Raw genomic sequence first — 22,867 nt, 5'->3', positions numbered from 1 at the left:
ATGATGAACCACGCCGAAGCCGCTACTGCGACCCCGGACCCGCTTCGTCAAGCCGAGGAGCGGTTGCTGGCGCCGGCCGCACTCGACGAGGCGCGCCTCGGTCAGGTGTTCAGCCGCCTGCTGCGCCCAGGCGTGGACTTCGCCGATCTCTATTTCCAGGCCGCCCGGCGCGAGGCCTGGGTGCTTGAGGACGGCATCGTCCGCGAGGGCAGCCATAGCATCGACCGCGGTGTGGGTGTACGTGCCGTCAGCGGCGAGAAGACCGGGTTCGCCTACTGCGACGAGATTGGTCTGGAGGCGTTGCTGGATGCCTCCTCGGCTGCTGGTGCGGTGGCGCGCAGCGGACAGAGCCGCAGCCTGGCCGCCTTCCGCAGCGGTGCCGTGGGCGGGCTCTACCACGGCGATGATCCGCTGGCGAGCCTCAGCGCGGACGACAAAGTGGCCCTGCTGCACCGTGCCGAGGCCGCGGCGCGTGCCGTCGACCCGCGCATCGTCCACGTGGTGGTGAGCCTGGCCGGTGCCCACGACACCATCCTGGTGGCGAACTCCGAGGGCGGCTGGGCCGGGGATATCCGCCCGCTGGTCCGGCTCAACGTCTCGGTGCTGGCGGCCGCCGGCGAGCGCCGCGAGAGCGGGGCTTCCGGTGGGGGCGGGCGTTACGACTACACGCGTTTCGTCGAGCCGGAGCGTGTCGAGGCCTATGCCCGCGAGGCGGCCCGTCAGGCGCTGGTCAACCTCGAGGCCGAAGAGGCGCCGGCGGGGAATCTGCCCGTGGTCCTCGGTCCCGGGTGGCCCGGGGTGCTCCTGCACGAGGCCGTCGGCCATGGCCTGGAGGGGGATTTCAACCGCAAGGGGACCTCGGCATTCACCGACCGCATTGGCGAGCGGGTGGCCTCTCCGCTGTGCACCGTCGTCGACGACGGTACCATCGCCCATCGGCGGGGGTCGCTGAACATCGATGACGAGGGCCACCCCAGCCAGTGCAACACCCTGATCGAGGACGGGGTGCTCACCGGCTACATGCAGGACCGGCAGAATGCCGGACTGATGGGCATGGCGCGCACCGGTAATGCCCGCCGGGAGTCCTACGCCCACCTGCCCATGCCGCGGATGACCAATACCTACATGCTCGCCGGTCCCCACGACCCCGACGAGATCATCGCCTCGGTGGACCGGGGGCTGTACGCGGTGAACTTCGGCGGCGGCCAGGTGGACATCACCTCGGGCAAGTTCGTCTTCTCGGCCAGCGAGGCCTACTGGATCGAGAACGGGCGTATCCAGCACCCGGTCAAGGGCGCGACCCTCATCGGCAACGGGCCGGATGTGCTCACACGGGTGAGTATGGTGGGCAACGACCTGAAGCTCGACGGCGGTATCGGGGTCTGCGGCAAGGAGGGGCAAAGCGTCCCCGTGGGGGTCGGCCAACCAACGCTCAGGGTCGACGGCATGACCGTCGGCGGCACCCAGGCCTGATCGCCCCGCGCCGTCGCCTGGAAACCCAACTGACAACGGAGAAGGCGAATCCATGCCGGATCCCCGCAACGAACTACCCGCCCCGGCAGCGCTGGAAGGTCTGGTGCAGCAGGCCCTCGACGAGGCCCGCGGGCACGGGGCCGATGCTGCCGAGGCGGCCTGCTCCGGCGACATCGGCCTTTCGGTGAACGTTCGCAAGGGTGAGATCGATACCCTGGAGCACCACCGTGGCCGGGATATGGGGGTCACCGTGTACTTCGGTGGCCGCAAGGGCAGTGCCTCGGCCGGGGAGCTGTCCGAGCAGGCGGTGCGCGAAGCCGTGCAGGCGGCCTGCGACATCGCCCGCTACACCTCCGAGGACCCTGCGAACGGTCTGGCACCGGCCGAGCGCATGGCGGTGGACCCGCCGGACCTCGACCTCGATCACCCCTGGCCCCTGTCGGCGGACGACGCCGTGGAGCTCGCCCGCGACTGCGAGGCGGCGGCGGTGGAGGCCGATCGGCGTATCGAGAACACCGAGGGTGCCGGGGTCAGCATCCACCGCGGCCTGCACGCCTACGGCAATAGCCACGGTTTCTTTTCGGTGCTGCCGGAGTCGCGCCACGGTATCCACTGCGTGGCGGTGGCCGGACGCGGCGAGGCCATGCAGCGCGACCACTGGTACAGCGTGGCCCGCGACCCCGCGGCTCTGGAGGAGGCCCGGGCTGTGGGGCGCCAGGCGGCAGAGCACGCCGTGGCCCGGCTTGGCGCCGAGAGTCTCAACACCGAACGGGTACCGGTGCTCTTCCGTGCTCCCGTGGCCCGCGGGCTGGTGGGCCATCTGGTCTCGGCGGTCCGGGGCAGTGCCCTGTACCGGCAGGCTTCGTTCCTGGTCGACAGCGCCGGCGAGCAGCTCTTCCCCGCCTGGCTGCATATGGTCGAGCGGCCGCACATTTGCCGGGCGCTGGGCAGCACGGCGTTCGATGCGGAAGGGGTGGCCACCACCGAGTCGGCGCTGGTGCAGGACGGGGTGCTGCAGCGCTATGTGCTGGACAGCTACTCCGCCCGCCGTCTGGGCCTGGAGACCACAGCCAACGCCGGCGGCGTCCACAACCTGGAGGTCAGCGGCGGCGATGAGGACTTCGACGCCCTGCTCCGGCGCATGGGCCGCGGGTTGGTGGTCACTGAGCTGATGGGCCAGGGGGTCAACCTGGTCACCGGCGACTACTCCCGTGGTGCCGCCGGTTTCTGGGTGGAGAACGGGGCCATCGACCGCCCGGTCCAGGAGATCACCATCGCCGGCCATCTGCGCGATCTTTTTGCCGGCATCCAGGCGGTGGGCGGCGACGTGGACCGGCGCGGCAACATCCGCTGTGGCTCGATCCTGGTCGAGGAGATGACCGTCGCCGGGCAGTGAGCGTCCGGTGCCGGGCGCGGGTCAACCGTGCTCGGTCTCGCCGAAGCCCTCGGCCACCAGACGGGTTAGGGCCTCGAGGGCGGCCTCGGCGTCCGCGCCCTCGGCCTCAATGGTGATCGTGGCCTGATGGCCGGCGGCGAGCATCATCAGTCCCATGATGCTCTTGCCGTTGACGCGCTTGTCCCCGTAGCGGACGTGGATCTCGCTCTCGTACTCGCTGGCGATGGTCACGAAACGGGCGGCGGCCCGGGCGTGGAGTCCGAGGCGGTTGGTGATGGTGGCTTGTTGCTCGATCATGACGGCGGGGCTCCTTCACCGACCGCGATGATGCCGGCTCGGCCGCCGGCAGCGGCGGATTCGGCCAGTTCGTCGAGGGATCGCCCGGGGTAGTTGAAGACGCGCAGGAGCATCGGCAGGTTCAGGCCGGTGACCACCCGGCAGTGGCGGTCGGTGCCGGCCGCCACGGCGACGTTGGAGGGGGTGGAGCCGTAGGCGTCGGAGAGGATGAGGACTCCGGCCCCCTGGTCGAGCCGGGTGATCAGGGCGCCGGCGCGTTCGAGTAGCTCGTTGCGCTCGTCCTCGTTGAAGACCTCCAGCGACTCGGTCTGCAGCGGGCAGATGCCGAGCGTGCGCGAGGCCGTGGCCAGGATCTCCGAGCCGATGTGTCGGTGGGCGACGATGAGCAGTCCGACCCTCATGACAGCTCCCGGTGGCGCAGGGTCACGTGGCTGCAGTCAGCCTGCAGTGCTGCGGCCAGCCGCTCGGCGAGGTAGACCGAACGGTGCTGCCCGCCGGTGCAGCCGATGGCCACGGTCAGGTAGCTGCGCCCTGACTGCTGATGGACCGGCAGCCAGTGGCGAATCATCGTGTCGATCTGGTCGAACAGGGTCTCGGTTTCGGGCTGCGCCTCCAGGAAGGCGCGGACGCTGTCATCGCGGCCGGTGTAGGCGCGCAGCCGAGGCTCCCAGTGTGGATTGGGCAGGCAGCGGGCGTCGAAGACGTAGTCGGCGTCCGTGGGGATGCCGTGCTTAAAGCCGAAGGACTGGACCAGCACCGACACACCGCTGCGCTCGCCCGCGACCCGCTCGGAGATCAGCCCGCGCAGGTCGTGGACCGTGGTCCGCGAGGTGTCGATACTCCAGTCGGCCACCTCGCGCAGCGGTTCGAGCAGGGCGCGCTCGGCGCGCAGGGCGTCGGCCAGCGGCTGATCGCCCTCGGCCAGGGGGTGGCGCCGCCGGGTCTCGCTATAGCGGCGCATGAGGATGGCGTCTTCGGCGTAGAGGAACAGCACCTCGGTGGCGATGCCCTGCTCGCGCAGCGCAGTCAGCGTCTCGGGCAGGCGCTGCAGGTCGCGGGGCGGGTTGCGGGCGTCCAGCCCCACCGCGAAGCGCTCGCCGGTGGGTGCGTCGCGATTCTGCGCGTAGCGGGCCAGCTCGCCGATCAGGCTCACTGGCAGGTTATCGATGCAGTAGTAACCGGCGTCTTCCAGGGTGTGCAGGGCGACGCTCTTGCCCGAGCCCGACAGGCCGCTGACCACGATCAGGCGCAGTTCGCTCATGCCGGCACCCCGTGGTTCCGGCCGCTGCGCTGGTGTGTTGCGACCTCCGCGACGAGGCGGCCGGCGGCGGCCTCGATCAGCGGCGCCAGCGGCCGGCGTTCGCTGTCGGTCAGGGTCACCCGGGGTAGGGCCAGGCCGAGCAGTTCGCGGTGATCGCGCCGGCCGTGCAGGGCGGCCTCGGCTTCGGTGGGGCCGGGAGCGCGCTGGAGCTGGATGCACAGAGCCACGGCGGTCTCGCTGCGCAGCGCCGCGGGGCCGTAGAGTTCGGTGATGTCCACCAGGCCGAGGTCGCGCAGGCAGAGCAGGCCCCGCCCCTGCTGCGGACCGGCGCCGAGCAGGCGATCACCGTCGCGGCGCAGCTGTACGGCGTCGTCGGCCACCAGGGCGTGACCACGGTCGAGCAGCGCCAGGGCGGCGTCGCTCTTGCCCACGCCGCTGGGGCCCTCCAGCAGGATCCCGCGGCCGTGGACCGCCATCAGCAGGCCGGGGATGACCGGCCGGTTCTCGGCCGCGTTCACGATGGGTCGGCGTGCGACTGCCATTCGCGCAGGGCCATCTGCAGCTCGTCCCCGTCCGAGGAGCGGCGCAGCCGCTCGCACAGGCTGCTGTCGCTGAACATCTCGGCAAGGCTGGCGAGGATCTGCAGGTGCTCGTCGGTGAAGTGCTCGGGTACGACGAGGGCGAAGAGCAGGTCCACCGGTGCCTTGTCGAAGGCGTCGAAATCGATGCCCCGGTCCAGGCGGATGAGGGCCCCGATGGCGCGGTCGATCCCGTCGATGCGGGCGTGGGGCGCGGCGCCGCCGTGCCCCAGGCCCGTGCTGCCCAGTCGCTCACGGGCCAGCAACCGGTTGCTGATCTCCCGGGCGTCGAGGCCGTCGCCGCTGGCCCCGATCAGCTCGCCTATGCGCAGGAGCACCTGCTCCTTGTCCTCGATGCCGCTCTCGCAGCGAACACGTTCCGGCGTGATGAGTTGCTCGATGTCCATGGAGTGTCCGATCGGCTGGCCCGCTGAACCGCGTCCCGCCGCCTTAAAGGCTGGCCTTGAGGGACGCGCCCTGCCGTCGCTGATCGACGGCCTTCTCTTTGTGTTTCAGGACCTGACGGTCAAGCTTGTCCACGAGCACGTCAATGGCTGCATAGAGATCCTCCTCGATGGCATCGGCAAAAACGCGCCCGCCGCCACCCCCGATGTGGATGACCGACTCGGCCTTCTGCTGCTTCTTCTCCACCGTGAGGATCACCTCGGTATCGATGACGTGGTCGAAGTGGCGCTGGATGCGTTGCATCTTCTCGTTCACATGCGCCCGGAGGGCCGGGGTGATCTCGACATGATGCCCACTGAGCTTGATCTGCATACCGCCTCCTGAACCCCTTTGCCGCCGGCGGAGCCGGGGGCCTCAGCGCCCCCGGGCCTCCCTGCGCTCCGCCGACGATGCGATGGACAGGGACTCCCGGTACTTGGCGACCGTCCGACGCGCCACCTGGATCCCCTCCTCATGAAGGATACGCGCAATCGCGCTGTCACTCAGCGGTTTTGCCCGATCCTCCTCGGCGATCAGCCGGCGGATCCGCGCCCGGATCGCCGTCGCCGAAGCCTCTCCGCCGTCGCTGGTCTGCACGTGGCTCGAGAAAAAGTACTTGAACTCGAAGGTGCCCCGCGGGGTGTGCATGTACTTGTTGGTGGTGATGCGGGAGATGGTGGACTCGTGCATCTCCACCGCCTCGGCGATCTCGCGCAGAACCAGTGGTTGCATCGCCTCCTCGCCGTGGTCGAGGAACCCCTGTTGCCGCTCTACGATGGCGCTGGCCACTTTCAGCAAGGTCTCGTTCCTGCTGCGCAGGCTCTTGATCAGCCAGCGCGCCTCTTGGAGATGGTTGCGGAGGCAGTGGTTGTCCGCGCTGCGGTCCGCTCTGCGGATCAGGCTGGCGTAATACGCGTTGACGCGCAAGCGGGGGGCGGTCTCGCCGTTGAGTTCCACCTGCCAGACGCCGTCGCGGCGCACGACGAGGACATCGGGGATGATGTAGTCCGGGGTTGTGTCGCTGATCTGCGAGCCCGGGCGTGGATCGAGGCTCTGGATCAGACCGAGGATGCCGCCGAGGGCATCTTCGCCGACCCCCAGGGCGCGGCCCAGGTCGTCATGGCGGCGTTCGGCGATGAGCTCCAGGTGGTGGAGGAGGGCGTGCTGCGCCTCCGCACGCCAGGGCGTGTCCTCGGGAAGCTGCTCGAGCTGGACGCACAGCGCTTCCTGAGGGTCGCGGGCGGCAACGCCGGTCGGGTCGAGCCGCTGGACACGCTGCAGGACCGCCTCTAGCTCCTCGGCGCTGACTTGCTCGTCGGCCGGACAGCCGGCCAGCAGATCCTCGGTGCTCTGGGTCAGGTAGCCGTCGTCGCCGACGGCGTCGACGATGACCTCGGCGATGGAGCGCTCCCGGGCGGAGAAGGCCTCGAGCTCGATCTGCGCGTGCAGGTGCTGCTGGAGGCTGTCGGAGGCGGCCGGCCGGTTGTCGAGGGTGTCGCGCTGCGCACCCTCGTCGCCGGGGGCGCTCAGTGCCGTGCTGCCGTCGTAGATGTCGTCCCAGGAGGTGTCCAGGGGCAGGTCTTCGGGGATGTCCTCGCCGGCGGGTTCGCTGGCCGGTGCCTCGTCCTCGTGGGGTTCCGTTTCCTGCTGCTCCTGCTCCTGCCCGGGCTCGGCCTCCTCATCGAGCTCGAGCATGAAGTTCGACTCCAGGGCCTGCTGGATCTCGGTGCGCAGCTCCAGGCTGGAGAGCTGCAGCAGCCGGATGGCCTGCTGCAGCTGCGGGGTCATGGTCAGCTGCTGACCGATGCGTAGCTGAAGCGACTGCTTCATGGCCGTGTCCGTTGTGCTTGAAGCATCCGTAGTCCGTCACTCACAGGCGGAAGTCCTCGCCCAGGTACACCTCGCGTACCCGCGGGTTGGCCAGCACGCTCTCGGCGTCCCCGGCGGCCAGCACCTCGCCGTCACTGAGGATGTAGGCGCGTTGCACGATGCCCAGCGTCTCGCGCACGTTATGGTCGGTGATCAGCACGCCGATACCCCGTTGCGCCAGCTGGCGGACGATCCGCTGGATCTCGCCCACCGAGATGGGGTCGACCCCGGCGAATGGCTCATCAAGCAGTATGAACCGCGGATTCGCCGCGAGGGCGCGGGCGATCTCCACGCGCCGGCGCTCGCCCCCGGACAGGGCGATCCCCGGGGAGTCGCGCACGTGGGTCACGCCGAACTCCTCGAGCAGGCGATCCAGCTCCTGCTCGCGCTCAGTGCCGTCCAGGTCGTCGCGCAGCTGCAGGATGGCCCGTACGTTATCCGCAACGCTCAGTTTACGAAAGACCGAGGGTTCCTGGGGGAGGTAGCCGATGCCCAATCGGGCCCGGGCGTGAATGGGCAACCGAGTGAGGTCGTCGCCTTCCAGGGTGATTCGCCCCTCGTCGGCCTGCACCAGGCCGACGACCATGTAAAAGCACGTGGTCTTGCCGGCCCCGTTGGGGCCGAGCAGGCCGACGATCTCACCGTCGGCGACCTCCAGCCCCGCGCCGTTGACCACGGTGCGGCCGCGATAGCGCTTGCTCAGCCCCTCCGCGCGCAGCGTCACCAACGGGTCATTCCTCCTCGCGCCGTGCCGGATACAGGATGGTCCGCGCCCGCTGCCCCTCGGCGCCGCGGGCCTTCATGACCTGCCCCTCCAGGTCGACGTCGATGGTCTCGGCGGTGACTTGAGCATCCCCCTGCCAGAGATGTGCATCGCCCTGGAAATGGGCACGTTCGGGACCGCGGGAGTAGTACTCCATGCGTTTCGCCTCGGCATGCACGGGGCGAGGCTGGTTCTCGGGGTGGTAGCGGTAGGTGGCCGGCGTGCCGTCGACGTAGACGTGGCTCAGGTCGCCGTCCTCGTCGGTGTAGACCTCCATGCGATCCCCGGTGATGCGCATCTCGCCCCGCGTGAGCACGGCGTCGCCCTCGTAGACGCTGACTCCGGCGACCGCGTCGACATCCACCCGGTCGGCCTCCAGTTCGATCGGTGCCTCGTCGCGCTGGCCCACGGCCGTTGCCGGCAGGGCAGCGGCGAGCAGGGTCGCGGCGACGAGCAGTCCCACGCGGATACGGCTGGCGGCGTCAGTACGCTCCATACGACCCCCGGACGTCGGCGTGCAGGCGCAGGCGATCCGCGCGGTAATCCAGGGTCATCCCGGTTCCGCGCAGGGTGCCGGCCGGCTCGCGAGCGGTGACCGGCTCGACGGTGCGCGCCTCGCCGGCGCGCAGGTCCACCAGCAGGTTGTGGGTGTTGATATCCAGCGGCGGACGCGCCTGCTGGGCCGGACGACGGATGTCCACCTCTTCGAACAGGCGGACTTCCCCGCCCTCGCGTTCGGCGATGCCGAAGGGGGCACGGGCCTCCCAGAGGACGCCGTCGCGAGAGCGCATGCGCAGGTCGGGGTCGATGATCTCGAGTTCGCCGCGGCCGGGGAAGTGCTCGCCGGTGCGCCCGGAAAGGGCCGCACGGCGCTGCCCCTGCTCGTCGAAATCAACCATGGTAAACCCCTCGAGGAAGAAGTCCGGGCGCTCTTCGGGAGGGGCAGCGGTCTCCGGGGCCGGCGGCGCCGGGTCGCGGGTAAGCAGCAGACCGAGGAGGACGGTCAGGGCGAGGGCTGCAAGGGGGTAGAGGGAGCCGCGGCGCATGGCTCAGCCTTCCGCCCGGCGCAGCATCGGTTCAAGGTGGCCCTGGGCGTGCAGGATCAGCTCGGCCACCTCGCGCACGGCGCCGCGCCCCCCGGGGCGTGCAGTGACCCAGTCGGCCTGGGCGTGCAGCTGGGGGTGGCCGTCGGCCACGGCGACCCCGAAACCGGCCCGGCGGATCGCCGGCAGGTCGATCAGGTCGTCACCGGTGTAGGCGCACGCCTCCGGGGCGAGCCCGAGGCGCTCGGCCACCTCGGTCAGGGCGTCGCCCTTGTCCGAGCGGCCACGCAGGACGTGGCGGACCCCGAGCTCCTCGGCCCGGCGCATGACCGAGTGCCCCCCGCGGGCGGTGATCCAGCCCACCTCGATACCGGCGTCCTGGAGCATGCGCAGCCCCTTCCCGTCGTGGATGTGGAACGCCTGCAGCGGCTCACCGCTGCCGCCGACGAAGACGGTCCCGTCGGTAAGGACGCCATCGACGTCGAACAGGGCGAGGCGCACCGGCTCGGCCCGGCGCAGGACGTCCGGCGTGGGTGCGTCGCAGTAGGGGCGGGGCGGGGTGGTGCTCATACGACTCCGGCGCGCAGCAGGTCGTGCATGTTCAGGGCGCCCACCAGCCGGTCCTCGGCGTCGGTGACCAGCAGGGCATTGATGCGGTGGCGCTCCATGCGCTCGGCGGCCTCGGCGGCGAGCAGATCCGGTGACGCGGTCTGCGGGCTCAGGCTCATCACCGCCTCGATGGGGGTCTGGTGGATGTCGGCCCCGCGGTCCAGGGTCCGGCGCAGGTCGCCGTCGGTGAAGATGCCCAGCACCCGCTGCTCCTCGTCGACGATGGCGGTCATGCCCAACCCCTTGCGGCTGATCTCCAGCAGGGCGTCACGGAGAGCAGTTCCGGGGGCGACGCGGGGGATGCGCTCGCCGGTCTGCATGATGTCCTCGATATGGAGCAGCAGCCGGCGTCCGAGTTTGCCGCCGGGGTGCGAACGGGCAAAGTCCTCGGCGGTGAAGCCGCGCGCATCGAGCAGTGCGACGGCGAGGGCGTCGCCCATGGCCAGGGTGGCCGTCGTGCTTGCCGTGGGCGCCAGCCCGAGAGGGCAGGCCTCCTGTTCGACGCCGACGTTCAGGTGGACCGAGGCAGCCCGGGCCAGGGTCGACTCCGGACGTCCGGTGAGGGCGATCAGCGGCACCCCGAGGCGCTTGATCAGCGGCAGGATGGCGGTGAGCTCGTCGGTCTCGCCGGAGTTCGACAGCGCGATGACCACATCGTCGGGGGTGACCATGCCCAGGTCGCCGTGGCTGGCCTCGCCGGGGTGGACAAAGAACGCCGGTGTCCCGGTGCTCGCCAGGGTGGCGGCCATCTTCGAGCCGATGTGCCCGGACTTGCCCATCCCGGTGACGATCACCCGTCCACGGCAGGCGAGCATGTGCCGGCACGCTTCGCTGAAAGGCTGGTCGATGCGCTCGCCGAGGGCAGCGACGGCATCGGCCTCGAGCTGCAGGACGGCGCGACCGAGGGCCCGGAGTCGCTCGTCGCCTTCTTCCGGGGCGCCTTGGTGCCGTTCGATCAGGGTGCGCATGGGCGTCATCCGTCCATTCTACGACATCTGTTCGCCGGATCGGACAACCCCCGGGGCAGAATTGACCACCCCGGCGCGGGGATGGATACTGCCGGTCCCTTTTCCAGAACCGAGTAGGCTGATGGGCGTCGCAGACACCGGCGACGAGATCTTGGCGCGGGTGCGTGGCCTGCGGGTCGAGCGCGGCGGCCGGGCGATCTTCGATGGCGTGGACCTCGACATCCGGCGGGGTCGGGTGACCGCCATCATGGGCCCGAGTGGCACGGGCAAAACCACCCTCCTGCGCGTGCTGGGCGGTCAGCTCCGGCCCGGGGCCGGCTCGGTGGAGGTCATGGGCGAGGAGGTGCCCCGCCTCGGTCGCCAGGCGCTCTATCGCCTGCGTCGGCGCATGGGGGTGCTGTTCCAGAGCGGGGCGCTGTTCACCCACCTGTCAGTCTTCGAGAATGTGGCTTTCCCGCTGCGTGAGCACACCCGGCTCCCCGAATCCCTGCTCGAGACCCTGGTTCTGCTCAAGCTCGAGGCGGTGGGGCTGCGTGGCGCCCGGGAGCTGATGCCGGCGGAGCTCTCCGGCGGCATGGCCCGGCGGGTGGCCCTGGCCCGGGCCATCGCCATGGATCCGGCGATGGTGATGTACGACGAGCCCTTCGCCGGCCAGGACCCGATCACCATGGGGGTGCTGGTGGACCTGATTCGGCGGCTCAACGATGTCCTCGGCCTGACCTCGGTGGTGGTTTCCCACGACGTCCAGGAGACCCTGGCCATCGCGGATTACGTCTACGTACTGGCCGACGGGGCGGTCATCGCCGAGGGCACCCCGGCGGCCCTGCAGGAGGCGCAGTCGGAGTCGCTGCGCCAGTTCATTGATGCCCGGCCGGACGGGCCGGTGCCGTTCCACTATCCGGCGCCCGGGCTGGCCGACGAGCTGATCGGCGGGGGGCGGCGATGACCGGTCTGTTCCAGGCGTTGGGGCAGCGGACCCTGAACGGGCTGCGTGGCCTGGGTGAGGCGGTGCTGCTGATGGGGCGGATCCTGCGGGCCGCTCCCGAGGTGGTGGTGCGTCCGCGGTTGCTCGTCGAACAGATCTACGCCGTGGGCGTGTTGTCGCTGGTGATCATCCTGGTCTCGGCGCTGTTCGTCGGCATGGTGCTCGGCCTGCAGGGGTACTACACCCTGTCGGACTTTGGGGCCACCGAGGCGGTGGGCACGATGGTCGCCCTGTCGCTGGTCCGCGAGCTTGGCCCGGTGGTCACTGCGCTTCTCTTCGCCGGGCGGGCCGGCTCGTCGCTGACCGCCGAAGTGGGGCTGATGAAGGCCACCGAGCAGCTCTCGAGCATGGAGATGATGGCGGTGGACCCGGAGCGACGCATCCTGGCGCCGCGCTTTTTCGCCGCCCTGCTGGCGGTGCCGCTGCTTGCCGCCGTGTTCAGTGCCGTGGGCGTTTTCGGCGGCTATCTGGTGGCGGTGGGCATGGTTGGAGTGGATGGCGGGGCATTCTGGTCCAACATGCAGAACGCCGTCACCATTCAGGATGATATCCTGAACGGCGTGATCAAGAGCGTCGTCTTCGGCTTTCTGGTCGGTTGGATCGCTCTGCACAAGGGGTACATGGCGGTGCCGACCTCCAGTGGCGTCAGCCGGGCGACGACCCTCGGTGTGGTGCACGCCTCGCTGGCGGTGCTCGGGCTCGACTTCCTGCTCACCGCACTGATGTTCGACTGACGGAGCAAGGGTATGAGTCAGCGGCTCGTGGAGATCTGGGTCGGGGTGTTCGTGGCCATCGGCCTGGCGGCGATGATGGTCCTGGCCCTGCAGGTCAGCGGCCTGACCGAGCTGCGCCAGCCGCCCGGCTACCACGTTACGGCCAAGTTCGACAATGTCGGCGGCCTGCGCGAGAAGGCGCCGGTGAGCATGGCCGGGGTTCGGGTGGGGCGGGTCGAGGCGATTCGGCTCGATCCGGACAGCCACCAGGCCGAGGTCAAGATGCGCATCAACGAACGCTTCGGTGCCATCCCGGCGGACAGTGCGGCGGCCATCTACACCTCCGGTCTGCTCGGCGAGCAGTACGTGGGGCTGGAGCCGGGGTGGGAGACCGAGCCCCTGGCCGATGGTGACCGGATCACCGAGACCCAGTCGGCCGTGGTTCTCGAGCGGATCATCGGCCAGTTCGTTACCGGCATGCAGGACTGAGTTCGCCAAGCGCGATGGAGGCAGGAGCGATGTTCAAGGCGAATCGGTGGACCCGGGATCTGGCACTGGCCTTGGGGCTGGTGCTGGTGCTGGCGCTCGCTGCCGGGCAGGCGGTGGCCAAGCCGGACCCGCGGCAGGTGGTGCAGGAGGTGACCGACGAGGTGATGCGGGTGCTCGATGAGCACGGCGAGGAAATCGTTGGCGATCCGGTGGCCCTCTACGAGAAGCTGGCCCCGGTGGTCGAACCACACATCGATTACGACCGGATCGGTGCGCGCATTCTCGGGCCGCACTGGCGGGACGCCGACGCGCAGACCCGCGAGCGCTTCGTCACCGAGTTCCAGCGCAGCCTGCTGAGGACTTACGCCTCCAGCATGGAGGATTACACGGGCGTCGACGTGCGCATCCTGGGCAGCCGGCAGCGCGACGGCGGTGTCCAGGTGGGCATGGAGGTCGGTTCCGGCGACAGCCGTGCGCGCATCCTCTATCGACTGGAGGAGCGGGAGGAGGCCTGGAAGCTGGTGGATGTCACCGCCGAGGGCGTCAGCCTCATCCACAACTACCGCGAGGACTTCCGGTCGCGCCTGCGGGACAAGGATCTCGAGACCGTGATCGAGGAGATGGCACAGCGCAACCGGGACATCGGTTTCGAATGACCCGCGCGGCCCTCGTCAACGGTGCCGACGGGCGCTGGCGGGTTACAGGGCGCCTGGAGCTCGATACCGTGGGGGAGCTGTGGGCGCAGGGCATGGAGCGGTTCGCCGTTGAGGGCGGGGCCTGCGAGATCGATCTGGCCGAGGTGGAGCGGACCGACAGCGCCGGTGTTGCGCTCCTGATCGACTGGACCCGGCAAGCCCGGGGGCGGGGCGGGCGGCTGCGCCTTTGCCATGTTCCCGAGCAGATGCTGGCCATTGTCCGGGCCAGTGGGGCCGGGTCGGTGCTGGAAATCGCCGACGTCCCGGCCTGAATCCGCTATAATCGTCCGCCTTCGCGGGGAGCCCGCGGTCCGTTTCCGGAGGGGATCGCCCCATGATGCAGCCAGAAGAGATCGAACGCCTGATCCAGGAACAGCTCAGCGATGTTCGGGTGGAGGTCAGTGGTGACGGTCGCCACTTCCGTGCCTTCATCGTCAGCCCCGACTTCCAGGGGCTGTCGCGCATCCAGCGCCACCGCCTGGTCAATCGCGCCCTGCGCGCCCACATCGATGACGATACCCTGCACGCCATCTCCATGCGGACCCTGACGCCCCCGGAGCACGAGCAACAGCAGAAGGCGGGGTAGGCCGATGGAGCGACTGCTCATCCGCGGCGGCAACCCCCTGCGCGGCGACATCCGTATCTCCGGAGCGAAGAATGCGGCCCTGCCGGTCATGGCGGCGACCCTGCTGGCCGACGGGCCGACCACCGTCGGTAACATCCCGCACCTGCACGACGTCACCACCACCATGGAGCTGCTCGGGCGCATGGGCGTGGAGCTGACCGTGCACGAGGGGATGGAGGTCGAGGTCAACACCGCGACCATCGACAGCTTTCGGGCCCCCTACGAGCTGGTCAAGACGATGCGTGCCTCGATCCTGGTGCTCGGGCCGTTGCTGGCGCGTTTCGGCCGGGCCGAGGTGTCGCTGCCCGGCGGCTGCGCCATCGGCTCGCGTCCGGTCAACATCCACGTGGATGGGCTGCGCGCCATGGGCGCCGAGATCGAGGTGCGCGATGGCTACATCAAGGGGCACGCCGACCGACTCCGGGGGGCGCACATCCGCATGGATGTCTCGACGGTCACCGGCACGGAGAATCTGATGATGGCGGCCGCCCTGGCCCGTGGTACCACGGTGCTGGAGAACGCCGCCCGCGAGCCCGAGGTGATCAATCTGGCGGACTGCATCAACGCCATGGGCGGGCACGTCCAGGGGGCGGGCACGTCGACCCTGACCATCGAAGGGGTTGAGACCCTGCGCGGGGTGCACCACCGGGTGCTGCCGGATCGCATCGAGACCGGCACTTACCTGGTGGCCGCGGCCATGACCGGTGGTGAGGTGCGGCTCAAGGATACCGCACCGGAGCTCGTGGAGTCGGTCCTGGGCAAGCTCCGCGAGAGCGGAGCGGAGGTGGCCACCGGGCGCGACTGGGTGACGCTGCGCATGGATGGTCGCCCCCGCGCCGTGAACCTGGAGACCGCTCCGTACCCCGGGTTCCCCACCGACATGCAGGCGCAGTTCTGCGCGCTGAACGCGATCTCCACCGGGGTCGGGACGGTGACCGAGACCGTCTTCGAGAATCGCTTCATGCACTGCCTGGAGATGCAACGCATGGGTGCCGACATCCAGATCGAAGGCCCCCGGGCGCGCATCCGCGGCGTCGAGCAGCTGACCGCAGCACCGGTGATCGCCACCGACCTGCGCGCCTCGGCAAGCCTGGTGCTGGCCGGGCTGGTGGCCGAGGGAGAGACGCGGGTGGACCGGATCTACCATATCGACCGGGGCTACGAGTGTATCGAGGAGAAGCTGGCGCAGCTCGGCGCCGATATCCAGCGTGTCCCCGACTGACGACGGAGACCGACCGAATACCATGAGCCGAATCCTGACCCTGGCCCTGTCCAAGGGACGCATCCTGGAAGAGACCCTGCCGCTGCTCGCCCGCTGCGGGATCGAGCCCGCCGAGGATCCGGACGCCAGCCGCAAGCTGATCATCGGGACCAACCGCGAGGATGTGCGGCTGCTCGTGGTGCGCGCCTCGGACGTGCCGACCTACGTCGAGCACGGCGGCGCCGACCTCGGCGTGGCCGGGCGGGACGTGCTCCTCGAGCACGGTGGTGACGGCCTCTACGACCCGGTGGATCTGGGCATCGCCCGGTGCCGGCTGATGGTGGCCGGGCCGCCGGACGGTCCGCCCCCCGGGCGTCGTCCGCGCGTGGCCACCAAGTTCGTCCATCTGGCGCGCCAGCACTTCGCTGCGCAGGGCCGCCAGGCCGAGATCATCAAACTCTACGGCTCCATGGAGCTGGCGCCGTTGGTTGGCATGGCCGATCTCATCGTGGACCTGGTCGACACCGGGAACACCCTGCGCGCCAACGGGCTGGCGCCGCTCGAGGAGATCATGCCGATCAGCTCGCGGTTGGTCGTCAACAAGGCGTCGCTGAAGACCAGCCCGCGCAGGCTGGGGACGCTGATCGACGATCTGGCTGCGGCGGCGCGCGCCAAGGACACCAGTTAGCTTTATCGCGAGGGGGAACCATGGTCGACATCAAGCGGCTGAGCACCACGCAACCCGACTTCTGGGACAGCCTCGATGCCCTGACGAGCTGGGGCAGTCATCCGGGCGCTTCCATCGAGCAGCGGGTCGCCGAGGTGGTCGAGGGCGTGCGCACCGGCGGTGACGCAGCCGTGCTGGACTATACCCGGCGGTTCGATGGTCGGGAGGTGGACTCGATGGCGGCCCTGGAGATTCCAGCCGAGGAGGTGGCGGCGGCCCACGAGCAGGTGGCCCCCGAGATGCGCGAGGCGCTGGAACAGGCCGCCGCGCGGATTCGCGACTACGCCGGGCGCCAGCGCCTGGAGTCCTGGGTCTACGAGGATGCCGACGGCAATCGCCTCGGCCAGCAGGTGACGGCCCTCGACCGGGTCGGCGTCTACGTCCCCGGCGGCAAGGCCGCCTACCCCTCGTCGGTGCTGATGAATGCCGTCCCCGCCCGGGTGGCCGGGGTGCAGGAGATCGTCATGACTGTTCCGGCCCCGGGGGGTGAGCTGTCGCCGCTTGTGCTGGCCGCTGCCCACGTCGCCGGGGTCGACCGCATCTTCACCCTGGGCGGGGCGCAGGCGGTGGCGGCGCTGGCTTACGGCACCGAGACCGTGCCCGCCGTGGACAAGGTCGTCGGTCCCGGCAATGCTTACGTGGCCGAGGCCAAGCGACGGGTCTACGGGGTGGTGGGCATCGACATGATCGCCGGCCCCTCCGAGGTGCTGATCATCAGCGACGGTCAGGCCGACCCCGAGTGGATCGCCATGGACCTGTTCTCCCAGGCCGAGCACGATGAGGAGGCCCAGGCCCTGCTGGTCTGCCCCGATTTCGTCTTCCTCGACCAGGTGCAGGCGGCCATGGAGCGCCTGCTGCCGGACATGGAACGCTCCGAGATCATCCGCACCTCGCTGGCCGAGCGCGGGGCGCTGATCTGCGTCCGCGATCTTGAGGAGGCGCAGCGGGTGGCCAACTATGTGGCCCCCGAGCACCTAGAGCTGTCCGTTACCGAGCCCGACCGGTTGGCCGAGGGGATCCGCCACGCCGGGGCGATCTTCCTGGGGCACTACAGCGCCGAGTCGTTGGGTGATTACTGCGCCGGCCCCAACCATACGCTGCCGACCTCGCGGACAGCGCGCTTCGCTTCGCCCCTGGGGGTTTATGACTTCCAGAAGCGTTCCACCACCCTGGCTTGCTCCCCCGCCGGCGCCGCGGCGCTGGCCGGAACCGCCGCAGTGATGGCCCGCGGCGAGGGGCTGACCGCTCATGCCCGGTCGGCGGAGTATCGTGGTCAGGCGGAGGAGAGCAACGGTGACTGAGGTCGAGGCGCGGGTCGCCCGTTGGGTGCGGCCGCAGGTGCAGGCGCTGGAGGCCTATCAGGTCGCCGAGCCGGGCAGGGCGATCAAGCTCGACGCCATGGAGAGCCCCTGGGCCTGGCCCGGGGCCCTGGAGGAGGCCTGGCTCGAGCGGATGCGCTCGGTGGCGGTAAACCGCTACCCGGATCCGGCAGCGCGGCAGCTGAAGGCGCTGTTGCGCGAGAGCCTGGGCGTGCCGAAGGGTGCCGATTTGCTGCTCGGCAATGGCTCCGACGAACTCATCCAGCTCATCGATTTGGCAGTGGCCGGCAGCGGGCGCACCGTCATGGCGCCGGGGCCGAGCTTTGCCATGTACCGGATCATCGCCAACCTCACCGGGGCCGAGTACGTGGAAGTGCCCCTGGGGCCGGAGTTCGGGCTCGACCTCCCGGCCACCCTGGAGACCGCTTCGGTGCATTGTCCCGCGGTCACCTACCTGGCCCACCCCAACAATCCCACCGGCAACGGCCTGGACCTCGATGCCGTGGCCGAGCTGGTGGCGCAGAGCGACGGGTTGGTGGTGGTCGACGAGGCCTACGCACCCTACGCCGACAGCAGCTTCCTCCCGCGGGTGCTCGAGTTCCCCAACTGTATGGTGCTACGCACCCTCTCCAAGGTCGGCCTGGCCGGGTTGCGGGTCGGGGTACTGATCGGTCATCCGGCCTGGATCGAGCAGCTGGAGAAAGGCCGTCTGCCCTACAATCTGGGCAGCCTGGCGCAGGCCAGTGCCGCCTTCGCCGTCGAGCACCAGGAGGCACTGGACCGCGCCGTGGCCCATGTCCTCGCCGAGCGGGCCCGTCTGGTCGAGGAGCTGCCGGCGGTGCCCGGGGTGGAGTACGTGGCCCCGACCGAGACCAACTTCCTCACCTTCCGCGTTCCTCAGGGCAGTGCCGACGCCGTTCACCGCGGGCTGCTGGATCGAGGGGTGCTGATCAAGCGCCTGCATGGCAGCCATCCGCGCCTGGAAGACTGCCTGCGCGTGACCGTTGGCCGGCCGGAGGAGAACAACCGCTTCCTCGAGGCGCTGGCCGAGACGTTTGCCGTCGCGGTGTAAGGGGCGCCCGCCGCGCCCGTCTTCGGGGGCGGCGGGCGGGGCCCCTCAGCGCCGGCCGGGTCGGCTGGGCTGCTGCATGTCGGGGCGTTCGCCCAGTGTGACGGAGGTCGAGAACGGCTCTTGGTCGCGGTAGCCGGCGACCTCCATCTCGGTACCGGGTGCCGCCTCGCTGGCGGCCTGCAGCAGGTCCTGGACGTCGCGGATGCGCTGTTCGCCGAGTTGGATGATGATATCGCCGGCCTGCAGGCCGGCCTGATCCGCCGGGCCCCGGGGCAGGACGTGGGTGATCGCCACGCCCTCGGTATCCGGCGGGTGCCCGAAGGATTCGGCGAGCGCCGGCGTCAGTCGCTGCGCCTGCACCCCGAGCCAGCCGCGTACCACGCGGCCGTACTGGATCAGGTCGGCCATCACCGCCTGGGCGATCCCCGCTGGAATGGCAAAACCGATGCCCTGGGAGCCGCCGCTGCCACTGAAGATCGCGGTGTTGATCCCCACCAGCCGGCCTTCGGCGTCGACCAGCGCGCCGCCGGAGTTGCCCGGGTTGATCGCGGCATCGGTCTGCAGGAAGTTCTCGAAGGTCGACAGCCCCAGTTGGTCGCGTCCGGTGGCGCTGATGATCCCGTGGGTCACGGTCTGCCCGACGCCGAAGGGGTTGCCGATGGCCAGCACGACATCGCCGACGCGCACCCGCTCGTCCCGGGCGAAGGTGATCACCGGCAGCCGCTCGGCCTCGATGCGCAGTACCGCCAGGTCGGTCTCCGGGTCCCGGCCGACCACCGTGGCCGCCTTCTGGCGCCCGTCGGCGAGCAGTACCTGGATCTGATCGGCCTCGTCGATGACGTGGTGATTGGTGACGACGTAACCGTCTTCGGCGACGATGACCCCGGAGCCGAGGCTGGTTTCGGTGCGCTGGCGCTCGCGGGTGGGCGGCTCGCCGAAGAAGCGCCGGAACAGCGGATCATCGAACCCGGGCGGTACCAGCTGCTCGGTGACCTGCTTGACGGTGAAGATGTTCACCACCGCGGGCGCGGCCCGCTCGACGGCGTCGGCATAGGAAACCGGGCCCTGCCCGGTGGGGATGGCCTCGGGTGCGTCATTTGGTCGCGCCGGCGGCGGGGTCTCGCGGTCGTCGTCCGCAGTGATCTCGACGCGCGGCGTCAGCGGCCCGAGTAGGTCGGGGTTGACCCACACGATGACCAGTGCCAAGACCAGGCCCAGCCCGGTGTAGCCGACAAGAAAGCGGATCCACTCGGGCCCCTGCAGGCCCAATGGCCGCCACCCGGATCGTCCTGCTAGCCTCATGAAGAACGCCTGCATTGAGAATCGGGAACATGGTGCATCGAAACCGCCTTGAAGCATACCTGAACGAGCTGCTCACCCCGGCTGAGTACACCGACTACGCGCCCAATGGCCTGCAGGTGGAAGGGTGCGAGGAGATCGCCACGGTGGTCACCGGGGTGACCGCCAGTGCCGCCCTGGTGGAAGCGGCGTGCGATCTCGACGCCGACGCCTTGATCGTCCACCACGGCTACTTCTGGAAGGGCGAGGATCCGCGGGTGGTGGGCATGAAGGCCCGCCGTCTGCGGCGGCTTATCGGGGCGGGGGTCAACCTCTTCGCTTACCATCTGCCCCTGGACGTGCACCCCGAGCTGGGCAACAACGCCGGGTTGGCGCGCCTGCTGGGGCTGCAGACCGACGGCCGGCACGCTGCCAAGGGGGTGCCCGGGTTGCTCTGGTCCGGGGCGCTGCCCGGGGCGGAAACCCCGGTGGCCTTCGCCGCGCGGCTCGAGCAGGCGCTGGGTCGGGCGCCGCTTCACGTCGACGGGGGGCCGGCGGCCATCCGCCGGGTCGCCTGGTGCAGTGGCGGGGCCGACGGCTTGATCGACCAGGCGGCGGATCTCGGCGTGGACGCCTTTATCTCCGGCGAGCTCTCGGAGCCCACCACCCACGTCGCCCGGGAGCGGGGGCTCCATTATCTGGCCGCCGGGCACCATGCCACCGAGCGCAGCGGCGTGCAGGCGCTGGGGTCGCATCTGGCCGAAGCCCTCGGCCTGGACCACCACTACGTGGAGATCGATAACCCGGCCTAGACATGACGTATCACGGTCAATGTAATAGCCTATCGGCAAACCCGGGGGTGTCCGGGCGGCCAGTCGCTGCCTTGACGCCCGGCGATGCGATGTACGAAGCTTACGCGCTGCTTGTATACCCCGTATCCCCGGACACGGCAGGGAGCCGCGACGGGCGGGCGTGTCGGGTGCGGGGGACCAGGACCGGGGAGCTGTCGGTGCCGCAGGACCGGCTCCCGGAGGACACTAAGCTCGTCATCGGCGAGGATACCGAAGACGAAGAGGAGGGCGCGGCGTGATGAACCGTCTCAATCTCAGCGGTCTGCAGCAGTGGATGGATGACCGCTATCCCATGACGAGTACTTGGCGGTACCACATGACCGAGTACTACGTCCCCAAGAACGTCAACTGGTGGTACCTGTTCGGATCGCTCTCGATCCTGGTCCTTGTGATCCAGATCGTGTCCGGCATCTGGCTGATGTTCTACTACCAGCCCTCCGTCGAGCGCGCATTCTCCTCAGTGGAGTTCATCATGCGCGACGTGGACTGGGGCTGGTTGATGCGCTACATGCACACGACGGGCGCATCGGCGTTCTTCCTGGTCGTGTACCTGCACATGTTCCGGGGGCTGCTCTACGGCTCCTATAAGAAGCCGCGCGAACTCCTCTGGATCACCGGCGTGCTCATCTACCTCGTCTTGATGACCGAGGCGTTCATGGGCTACGTGCTGCCCTGGGGGCAGATGTCGTACTGGGCGGCGCAGGTGATCATCGCCCTGGCGGGTGTCATCCCGGTGGTCGGTGACGAGCTGGTGATCTGGCTGCAGGGCGGCTTCGTCGTCAACGAGGCGACGCTGGGCCGGCTCTTCGCCCTCCATGTGGTGGCACTGCCGCTGGTCCTGATCGCGCTGGTCTTCGTCCACATCGTCGCCCTGCACCATGTCGGCTCCAGCAGCCCCGACGGCGTCGAGATCAAGCAGAACAAGGACAAGAACGGCAAGCCGATCGACGGTGTCGGGTTCCACCCGTATGTCACGGTCAAGGACATGTTCGGCTGGGGCATCTTCCTGATCCTGTTCTGCGCGGTGATGTTCTTCGCGCCGACCTTCGGCGGCTATTTCATCGAGGCGCCGAACTTCCAGGAGGCCAACCCGCTGCAGACGCCCGAGGTGATCCATCCGATCTGGTACTTCACGGCGTGGTACGCCATGCTGCAGTCGATCCCGAGCGAGGCCCTGGGCGTGATCGTCATGCTGGCGGCGCCTGGCATCCTGCTCTTCCTGCCCTGGATCGACCGCAGCCCGGTGAAGTCCATCCGCTATCGCGGTCTCGGCTTCAAGATCGCGCTGACCGCCTTCACGGTGTCCTTCCTGGTGCTGACCTGGGCCGGGATGGAGGAGCCCACGGGCCTGCCGATCCTGCTGAGCCAGATCTCGACCGTGATCTACTTCGGGTTCTTCGTCTTCCTCTGGGTCTACACCTACTACGGGTTCGAGAAGACGAAGCCTGTTCCGGAAAGGGTGACCGTCTGACATGAGCATGAAAAAGAAGACCGGAATCGCACTGGGCGCATTCCTCACCCTGGCCTTCACCGGCGCGGTGAAGGCCGAGGTGGGGATGATGGAGCCGAACATCAGCCATCACGACCGGGAGTCCATCCGCAAGGGCGCCGAACTCTTCGCCGACTACTGCGTCGGCTGCCACTCGGTGGAGTACCTGCGCTACCAGCGGCTGGCCGATGACGTCGGCCAGGACGAGGACTGGGTCGAAGAGAAGATCATGCGCGGCAACTTCGAGTTGCACGAGCCGATCATCTCGCCCATGGATCCCGAGGACGGCGAGAACTGGTTCGGGCTGACGCCGCCGGATCTCTCCCTGACCTCCCGGGTGGAGGGCGATGACTGGATCTACACCTACCTCAACACCTTCTACGTCGATGAAGACGCCGAGGTGGGTTACAACAACTACGTCCAGGAAGGCACCTCCATGCCGCACATCCTGTTCGCCCTGCAGGGTGATCAGAAAGCGGTCAGGGACGACGATGGCAACATCGTCGACTTCGAGATCATCGAGGGTGCCGAGGGCAAGCTGAGCGAAGAGGAGTACCGCGAGGTCACCGCGCAGCTGACGGCGTTCCTGTCCTACGCCGGTGAGCCCATCCGGGCGGACCGCGAGCGGATGGGGGTCTGGGTGATCCTCTTCCTGATCGTCATGACCGGTGTCTTCTATCTCCTGTACAAGGAGTTCTGGCGAGATATCAAGAAGTGACCGC

At 69.1% G+C, this 22,867-nt stretch carries 29 protein-coding genes; 16 read left to right on the top strand and 13 right to left on the bottom strand.

All coding sequences use genetic code 11. From position 1 onward, the window contains the following. A complete protein-coding gene (tldD, locus tag LRF89_RS05265; protein WP_201172723.1) occupies positions 1–1,473 on the top strand; it encodes a metalloprotease TldD in 1,473 nt (490 codons plus the stop codon). A 52-nt stretch (positions 1,474–1,525) separates the two neighbouring features. Beyond that, positions 1,526–2,869 (top strand): metalloprotease PmbA, encoded by a 1,344-nt coding sequence (gene pmbA, locus LRF89_RS05260; protein ID WP_201172712.1) that lies wholly within the window; start codon positions 1,526–1,528, stop codon positions 2,867–2,869. Between the two features lie 21 nt (positions 2,870–2,890). On the opposite strand, the gene LRF89_RS05255 is transcribed toward pmbA, so the two are convergent. Genes LRF89_RS05255 through LRF89_RS05200 form a run of 12 tightly spaced genes read right to left on the bottom strand, consistent with a single transcriptional unit; the run spans position 2,891 to position 10,710 of the window. Continuing rightward, positions 2,891–3,166 carry an HPr family phosphocarrier protein gene (locus LRF89_RS05255; RefSeq protein ID WP_201172710.1) on the bottom strand — a complete coding sequence of 92 codons (276 nt, stop codon included), beginning with the start codon at positions 3,164–3,166 and terminating at the stop codon, positions 2,891–2,893. Beyond that, positions 3,163–3,567, bottom strand: a complete 405-nt coding sequence (locus tag LRF89_RS05250) for a PTS sugar transporter subunit IIA (protein ID WP_201172708.1) — start codon at positions 3,565–3,567, stop codon at positions 3,163–3,165. The genes LRF89_RS05255 and LRF89_RS05250 overlap by 4 nt, the downstream gene beginning before the upstream one ends. Next, positions 3,564–4,427: an RNase adapter RapZ gene (rapZ, locus tag LRF89_RS05245; protein ID WP_201172705.1), complete on the bottom strand. Its 864-nt coding sequence runs from the start codon at positions 4,425–4,427 to the stop codon at positions 3,564–3,566. Before rapZ ends, LRF89_RS05250 begins: the two co-directional genes overlap by 4 nt. Next, positions 4,424–4,969: an HPr kinase/phosphorylase gene (locus tag LRF89_RS05240; protein WP_238636693.1), complete on the bottom strand. Its 546-nt coding sequence runs from the start codon at positions 4,967–4,969 to the stop codon at positions 4,424–4,426. Before LRF89_RS05240 ends, rapZ begins: the two co-directional genes overlap by 4 nt. Then, on the bottom strand, positions 4,942–5,412 hold the full coding sequence (locus tag LRF89_RS05235; protein WP_238636692.1) for a PTS sugar transporter subunit IIA: 471 nt from the start codon (positions 5,410–5,412) through the stop codon (positions 4,942–4,944). Before LRF89_RS05235 ends, LRF89_RS05240 begins: the two co-directional genes overlap by 28 nt. 43 nt (positions 5,413–5,455) lie before the next feature. Then, positions 5,456–5,782, bottom strand: a complete 327-nt coding sequence (gene hpf / locus LRF89_RS05230) for a ribosome hibernation-promoting factor, HPF/YfiA family (RefSeq protein WP_201172697.1) — start codon at positions 5,780–5,782, stop codon at positions 5,456–5,458. A 42-nt stretch (positions 5,783–5,824) separates the two neighbouring features. Beyond that, a complete protein-coding gene (locus tag LRF89_RS05225; RefSeq protein ID WP_201172695.1) occupies positions 5,825–7,279 on the bottom strand; it encodes an RNA polymerase factor sigma-54 in 1,455 nt (484 codons plus the stop codon). A gap of 40 nt (positions 7,280–7,319) precedes the next feature. Continuing rightward, on the bottom strand, positions 7,320–8,045 hold the full coding sequence (lptB, locus tag LRF89_RS05220) for an LPS export ABC transporter ATP-binding protein (protein WP_201172693.1): 726 nt from the start codon (positions 8,043–8,045) through the stop codon (positions 7,320–7,322). Between the two features lie 4 nt (positions 8,046–8,049). Further along, complete coding sequence (gene lptA, locus LRF89_RS05215) at positions 8,050–8,577, bottom strand: lipopolysaccharide transport periplasmic protein LptA (protein ID WP_238636691.1); 528 nt, start codon at positions 8,575–8,577, stop codon at positions 8,050–8,052. Beyond that, on the bottom strand, positions 8,564–9,127 hold the full coding sequence (gene lptC / locus LRF89_RS05210) for an LPS export ABC transporter periplasmic protein LptC (protein ID WP_238636690.1): 564 nt from the start codon (positions 9,125–9,127) through the stop codon (positions 8,564–8,566). Before lptC ends, lptA begins: the two co-directional genes overlap by 14 nt. Before the next feature lie 3 nt (positions 9,128–9,130). Beyond that, positions 9,131–9,694, bottom strand: coding sequence for a KdsC family phosphatase (locus LRF89_RS05205; protein WP_238633530.1), 564 nt, complete (start codon positions 9,692–9,694; stop codon positions 9,131–9,133). Beyond that, on the bottom strand, positions 9,691–10,710 hold the full coding sequence (locus LRF89_RS05200; RefSeq protein WP_238633531.1) for a KpsF/GutQ family sugar-phosphate isomerase: 1,020 nt from the start codon (positions 10,708–10,710) through the stop codon (positions 9,691–9,693). Before LRF89_RS05200 ends, LRF89_RS05205 begins: the two co-directional genes overlap by 4 nt. A gap of 112 nt (positions 10,711–10,822) precedes the next feature. On the opposite strand from LRF89_RS05200, the gene LRF89_RS05195 reads away from it, so the two are divergent. The 10 genes from LRF89_RS05195 to hisC all read left to right on the top strand — a co-directional run bounded on the left by LRF89_RS05195 (position 10,823) and on the right by hisC (position 18,527). Next, positions 10,823–11,647, top strand: coding sequence for an ABC transporter ATP-binding protein (locus LRF89_RS05195; protein WP_201172663.1), 825 nt, complete (start codon positions 10,823–10,825; stop codon positions 11,645–11,647). After that, positions 11,644–12,420, top strand: coding sequence for a lipid asymmetry maintenance ABC transporter permease subunit MlaE (mlaE, locus tag LRF89_RS05190; RefSeq protein WP_201172660.1), 777 nt, complete (start codon positions 11,644–11,646; stop codon positions 12,418–12,420). Before LRF89_RS05195 ends, mlaE begins: the two co-directional genes overlap by 4 nt. A gap of 12 nt (positions 12,421–12,432) precedes the next feature. Then, complete coding sequence (mlaD, locus tag LRF89_RS05185) at positions 12,433–12,888, top strand: outer membrane lipid asymmetry maintenance protein MlaD (protein WP_201172657.1); 456 nt, start codon at positions 12,433–12,435, stop codon at positions 12,886–12,888. A gap of 29 nt (positions 12,889–12,917) precedes the next feature. Next, positions 12,918–13,544, top strand: a complete 627-nt coding sequence (locus LRF89_RS05180; RefSeq protein ID WP_238636689.1) for an MlaC/ttg2D family ABC transporter substrate-binding protein — start codon at positions 12,918–12,920, stop codon at positions 13,542–13,544. Then, a complete protein-coding gene (locus LRF89_RS05175) occupies positions 13,541–13,855 on the top strand; it encodes an STAS domain-containing protein (RefSeq protein WP_201172651.1) in 315 nt (104 codons plus the stop codon). Before LRF89_RS05180 ends, LRF89_RS05175 begins: the two co-directional genes overlap by 4 nt. Positions 13,856–13,917: 62 nt before the next feature. Further along, positions 13,918–14,169, top strand: a complete 252-nt coding sequence (locus tag LRF89_RS05170; protein WP_201172648.1) for a BolA family protein — start codon at positions 13,918–13,920, stop codon at positions 14,167–14,169. Positions 14,170–14,173: 4 nt separating this feature from the next. After that, positions 14,174–15,430 carry a UDP-N-acetylglucosamine 1-carboxyvinyltransferase gene (gene murA / locus LRF89_RS05165; RefSeq protein WP_201172646.1) on the top strand — a complete coding sequence of 419 codons (1,257 nt, stop codon included), beginning with the start codon at positions 14,174–14,176 and terminating at the stop codon, positions 15,428–15,430. A gap of 22 nt (positions 15,431–15,452) precedes the next feature. Beyond that, positions 15,453–16,097: an ATP phosphoribosyltransferase gene (gene hisG / locus LRF89_RS05160; protein WP_201172634.1), complete on the top strand. Its 645-nt coding sequence runs from the start codon at positions 15,453–15,455 to the stop codon at positions 16,095–16,097. Positions 16,098–16,117: 20 nt separating this feature from the next. Continuing rightward, positions 16,118–17,437 carry a histidinol dehydrogenase gene (hisD, locus tag LRF89_RS05155; RefSeq protein WP_238633536.1) on the top strand — a complete coding sequence of 440 codons (1,320 nt, stop codon included), beginning with the start codon at positions 16,118–16,120 and terminating at the stop codon, positions 17,435–17,437. Then, positions 17,430–18,527: a histidinol-phosphate transaminase gene (hisC, locus tag LRF89_RS05150; RefSeq protein ID WP_238636688.1), complete on the top strand. Its 1,098-nt coding sequence runs from the start codon at positions 17,430–17,432 to the stop codon at positions 18,525–18,527. Before hisD ends, hisC begins: the two co-directional genes overlap by 8 nt. A 45-nt stretch (positions 18,528–18,572) precedes the next feature. On the opposite strand, the gene LRF89_RS05145 is transcribed toward hisC, so the two are convergent. After that, entirely contained in the window at positions 18,573–19,829 is a 1,257-nt protein-coding gene (locus LRF89_RS05145; RefSeq protein ID WP_238636687.1) for a trypsin-like peptidase domain-containing protein, read from the bottom strand. A 29-nt stretch (positions 19,830–19,858) separates the two neighbouring features. Between LRF89_RS05145 and LRF89_RS05140 the strand changes: the two genes are divergently transcribed. The 4 genes from LRF89_RS05140 to LRF89_RS05125 all read left to right on the top strand — a co-directional run bounded on the left by LRF89_RS05140 (position 19,859) and on the right by LRF89_RS05125 (position 22,863). Next, entirely contained in the window at positions 19,859–20,617 is a 759-nt protein-coding gene (locus tag LRF89_RS05140) for a Nif3-like dinuclear metal center hexameric protein (protein WP_201172616.1), read from the top strand. An 89-nt stretch (positions 20,618–20,706) separates the two neighbouring features. Then, complete coding sequence (locus LRF89_RS05135) at positions 20,707–20,895, top strand: hypothetical protein (protein ID WP_201172609.1); 189 nt, start codon at positions 20,707–20,709, stop codon at positions 20,893–20,895. Further along, complete coding sequence (locus LRF89_RS05130; RefSeq protein ID WP_238636686.1) at positions 20,895–22,127, top strand: cytochrome b; 1,233 nt, start codon at positions 20,895–20,897, stop codon at positions 22,125–22,127. The genes LRF89_RS05135 and LRF89_RS05130 overlap by 1 nt, the downstream gene beginning before the upstream one ends. A 1-nt stretch (position 22,128) precedes the next feature. Beyond that, entirely contained in the window at positions 22,129–22,863 is a 735-nt protein-coding gene (locus tag LRF89_RS05125; RefSeq protein ID WP_201242362.1) for a cytochrome c1, read from the top strand. Positions 22,864–22,867 lie beyond the last annotated feature (4 nt).

The organism is Halorhodospira sp. 9621 (assembly GCF_022228055.1).
In the GTDB taxonomy this organism is placed as follows: Bacteria; Pseudomonadota; Gammaproteobacteria; order Nitrococcales; family Halorhodospiraceae; genus Halorhodospira; species Halorhodospira halophila_A.
This window is presented reverse-complemented; position numbering and strand designations above follow the sequence as displayed.

Coding starts and splice junctions, on each gene's coding strand:
- LRF89_RS05225 (WP_201172695.1), bottom strand. CDS start 7,279: ATGAAGCAGTCGCTTCAGCTACGCATCGGTCAGCAGCTGACCATGACC.
- lptC (WP_238636690.1), bottom strand. CDS start 9,127: ATGCGCCGCGGCTCCCTCTACCCCCTTGCAGCCCTCGCCCTGACCGTC.
- tldD (WP_201172723.1), top strand. CDS start 1: ATGATGAACCACGCCGAAGCCGCTACTGCGACCCCGGACCCGCTTCGT.
- LRF89_RS05255 (WP_201172710.1), bottom strand. CDS start 3,166: ATGATCGAGCAACAAGCCACCATCACCAACCGCCTCGGACTCCACGCC.
- LRF89_RS05180 (WP_238636689.1), top strand. CDS start 12,918: ATGTTCAAGGCGAATCGGTGGACCCGGGATCTGGCACTGGCCTTGGGG.
- hisD (WP_238633536.1), top strand. CDS start 16,118: ATGGTCGACATCAAGCGGCTGAGCACCACGCAACCCGACTTCTGGGAC.
- LRF89_RS05200 (WP_238633531.1), bottom strand. CDS start 10,710: ATGACGCCCATGCGCACCCTGATCGAACGGCACCAAGGCGCCCCGGAA.
- murA (WP_201172646.1), top strand. CDS start 14,174: ATGGAGCGACTGCTCATCCGCGGCGGCAACCCCCTGCGCGGCGACATC.
- LRF89_RS05235 (WP_238636692.1), bottom strand. CDS start 5,412: ATGGACATCGAGCAACTCATCACGCCGGAACGTGTTCGCTGCGAGAGC.
- hpf (WP_201172697.1), bottom strand. CDS start 5,782: ATGCAGATCAAGCTCAGTGGGCATCATGTCGAGATCACCCCGGCCCTC.
- LRF89_RS05145 (WP_238636687.1), bottom strand. CDS start 19,829: ATGAGGCTAGCAGGACGATCCGGGTGGCGGCCATTGGGCCTGCAGGGG.
- lptA (WP_238636691.1), bottom strand. CDS start 8,577: ATGGAGCGTACTGACGCCGCCAGCCGTATCCGCGTGGGACTGCTCGTC.
- LRF89_RS05170 (WP_201172648.1), top strand. CDS start 13,918: ATGATGCAGCCAGAAGAGATCGAACGCCTGATCCAGGAACAGCTCAGC.
- mlaE (WP_201172660.1), top strand. CDS start 11,644: ATGACCGGTCTGTTCCAGGCGTTGGGGCAGCGGACCCTGAACGGGCTG.
- rapZ (WP_201172705.1), bottom strand. CDS start 4,427: ATGAGCGAACTGCGCCTGATCGTGGTCAGCGGCCTGTCGGGCTCGGGC.
- LRF89_RS05175 (WP_201172651.1), top strand. CDS start 13,541: ATGACCCGCGCGGCCCTCGTCAACGGTGCCGACGGGCGCTGGCGGGTT.
- LRF89_RS05125 (WP_201242362.1), top strand. CDS start 22,129: ATGAGCATGAAAAAGAAGACCGGAATCGCACTGGGCGCATTCCTCACC.
- LRF89_RS05135 (WP_201172609.1), top strand. CDS start 20,707: ATGTACGAAGCTTACGCGCTGCTTGTATACCCCGTATCCCCGGACACG.
- LRF89_RS05205 (WP_238633530.1), bottom strand. CDS start 9,694: ATGAGCACCACCCCGCCCCGCCCCTACTGCGACGCACCCACGCCGGAC.
- pmbA (WP_201172712.1), top strand. CDS start 1,526: ATGCCGGATCCCCGCAACGAACTACCCGCCCCGGCAGCGCTGGAAGGT.
- LRF89_RS05240 (WP_238636693.1), bottom strand. CDS start 4,969: ATGGCAGTCGCACGCCGACCCATCGTGAACGCGGCCGAGAACCGGCCG.
- LRF89_RS05195 (WP_201172663.1), top strand. CDS start 10,823: ATGGGCGTCGCAGACACCGGCGACGAGATCTTGGCGCGGGTGCGTGGC.
- LRF89_RS05130 (WP_238636686.1), top strand. CDS start 20,895: ATGAACCGTCTCAATCTCAGCGGTCTGCAGCAGTGGATGGATGACCGC.
- mlaD (WP_201172657.1), top strand. CDS start 12,433: ATGAGTCAGCGGCTCGTGGAGATCTGGGTCGGGGTGTTCGTGGCCATC.
- LRF89_RS05250 (WP_201172708.1), bottom strand. CDS start 3,567: ATGAGGGTCGGACTGCTCATCGTCGCCCACCGACACATCGGCTCGGAG.
- hisG (WP_201172634.1), top strand. CDS start 15,453: ATGAGCCGAATCCTGACCCTGGCCCTGTCCAAGGGACGCATCCTGGAA.
- LRF89_RS05140 (WP_201172616.1), top strand. CDS start 19,859: ATGGTGCATCGAAACCGCCTTGAAGCATACCTGAACGAGCTGCTCACC.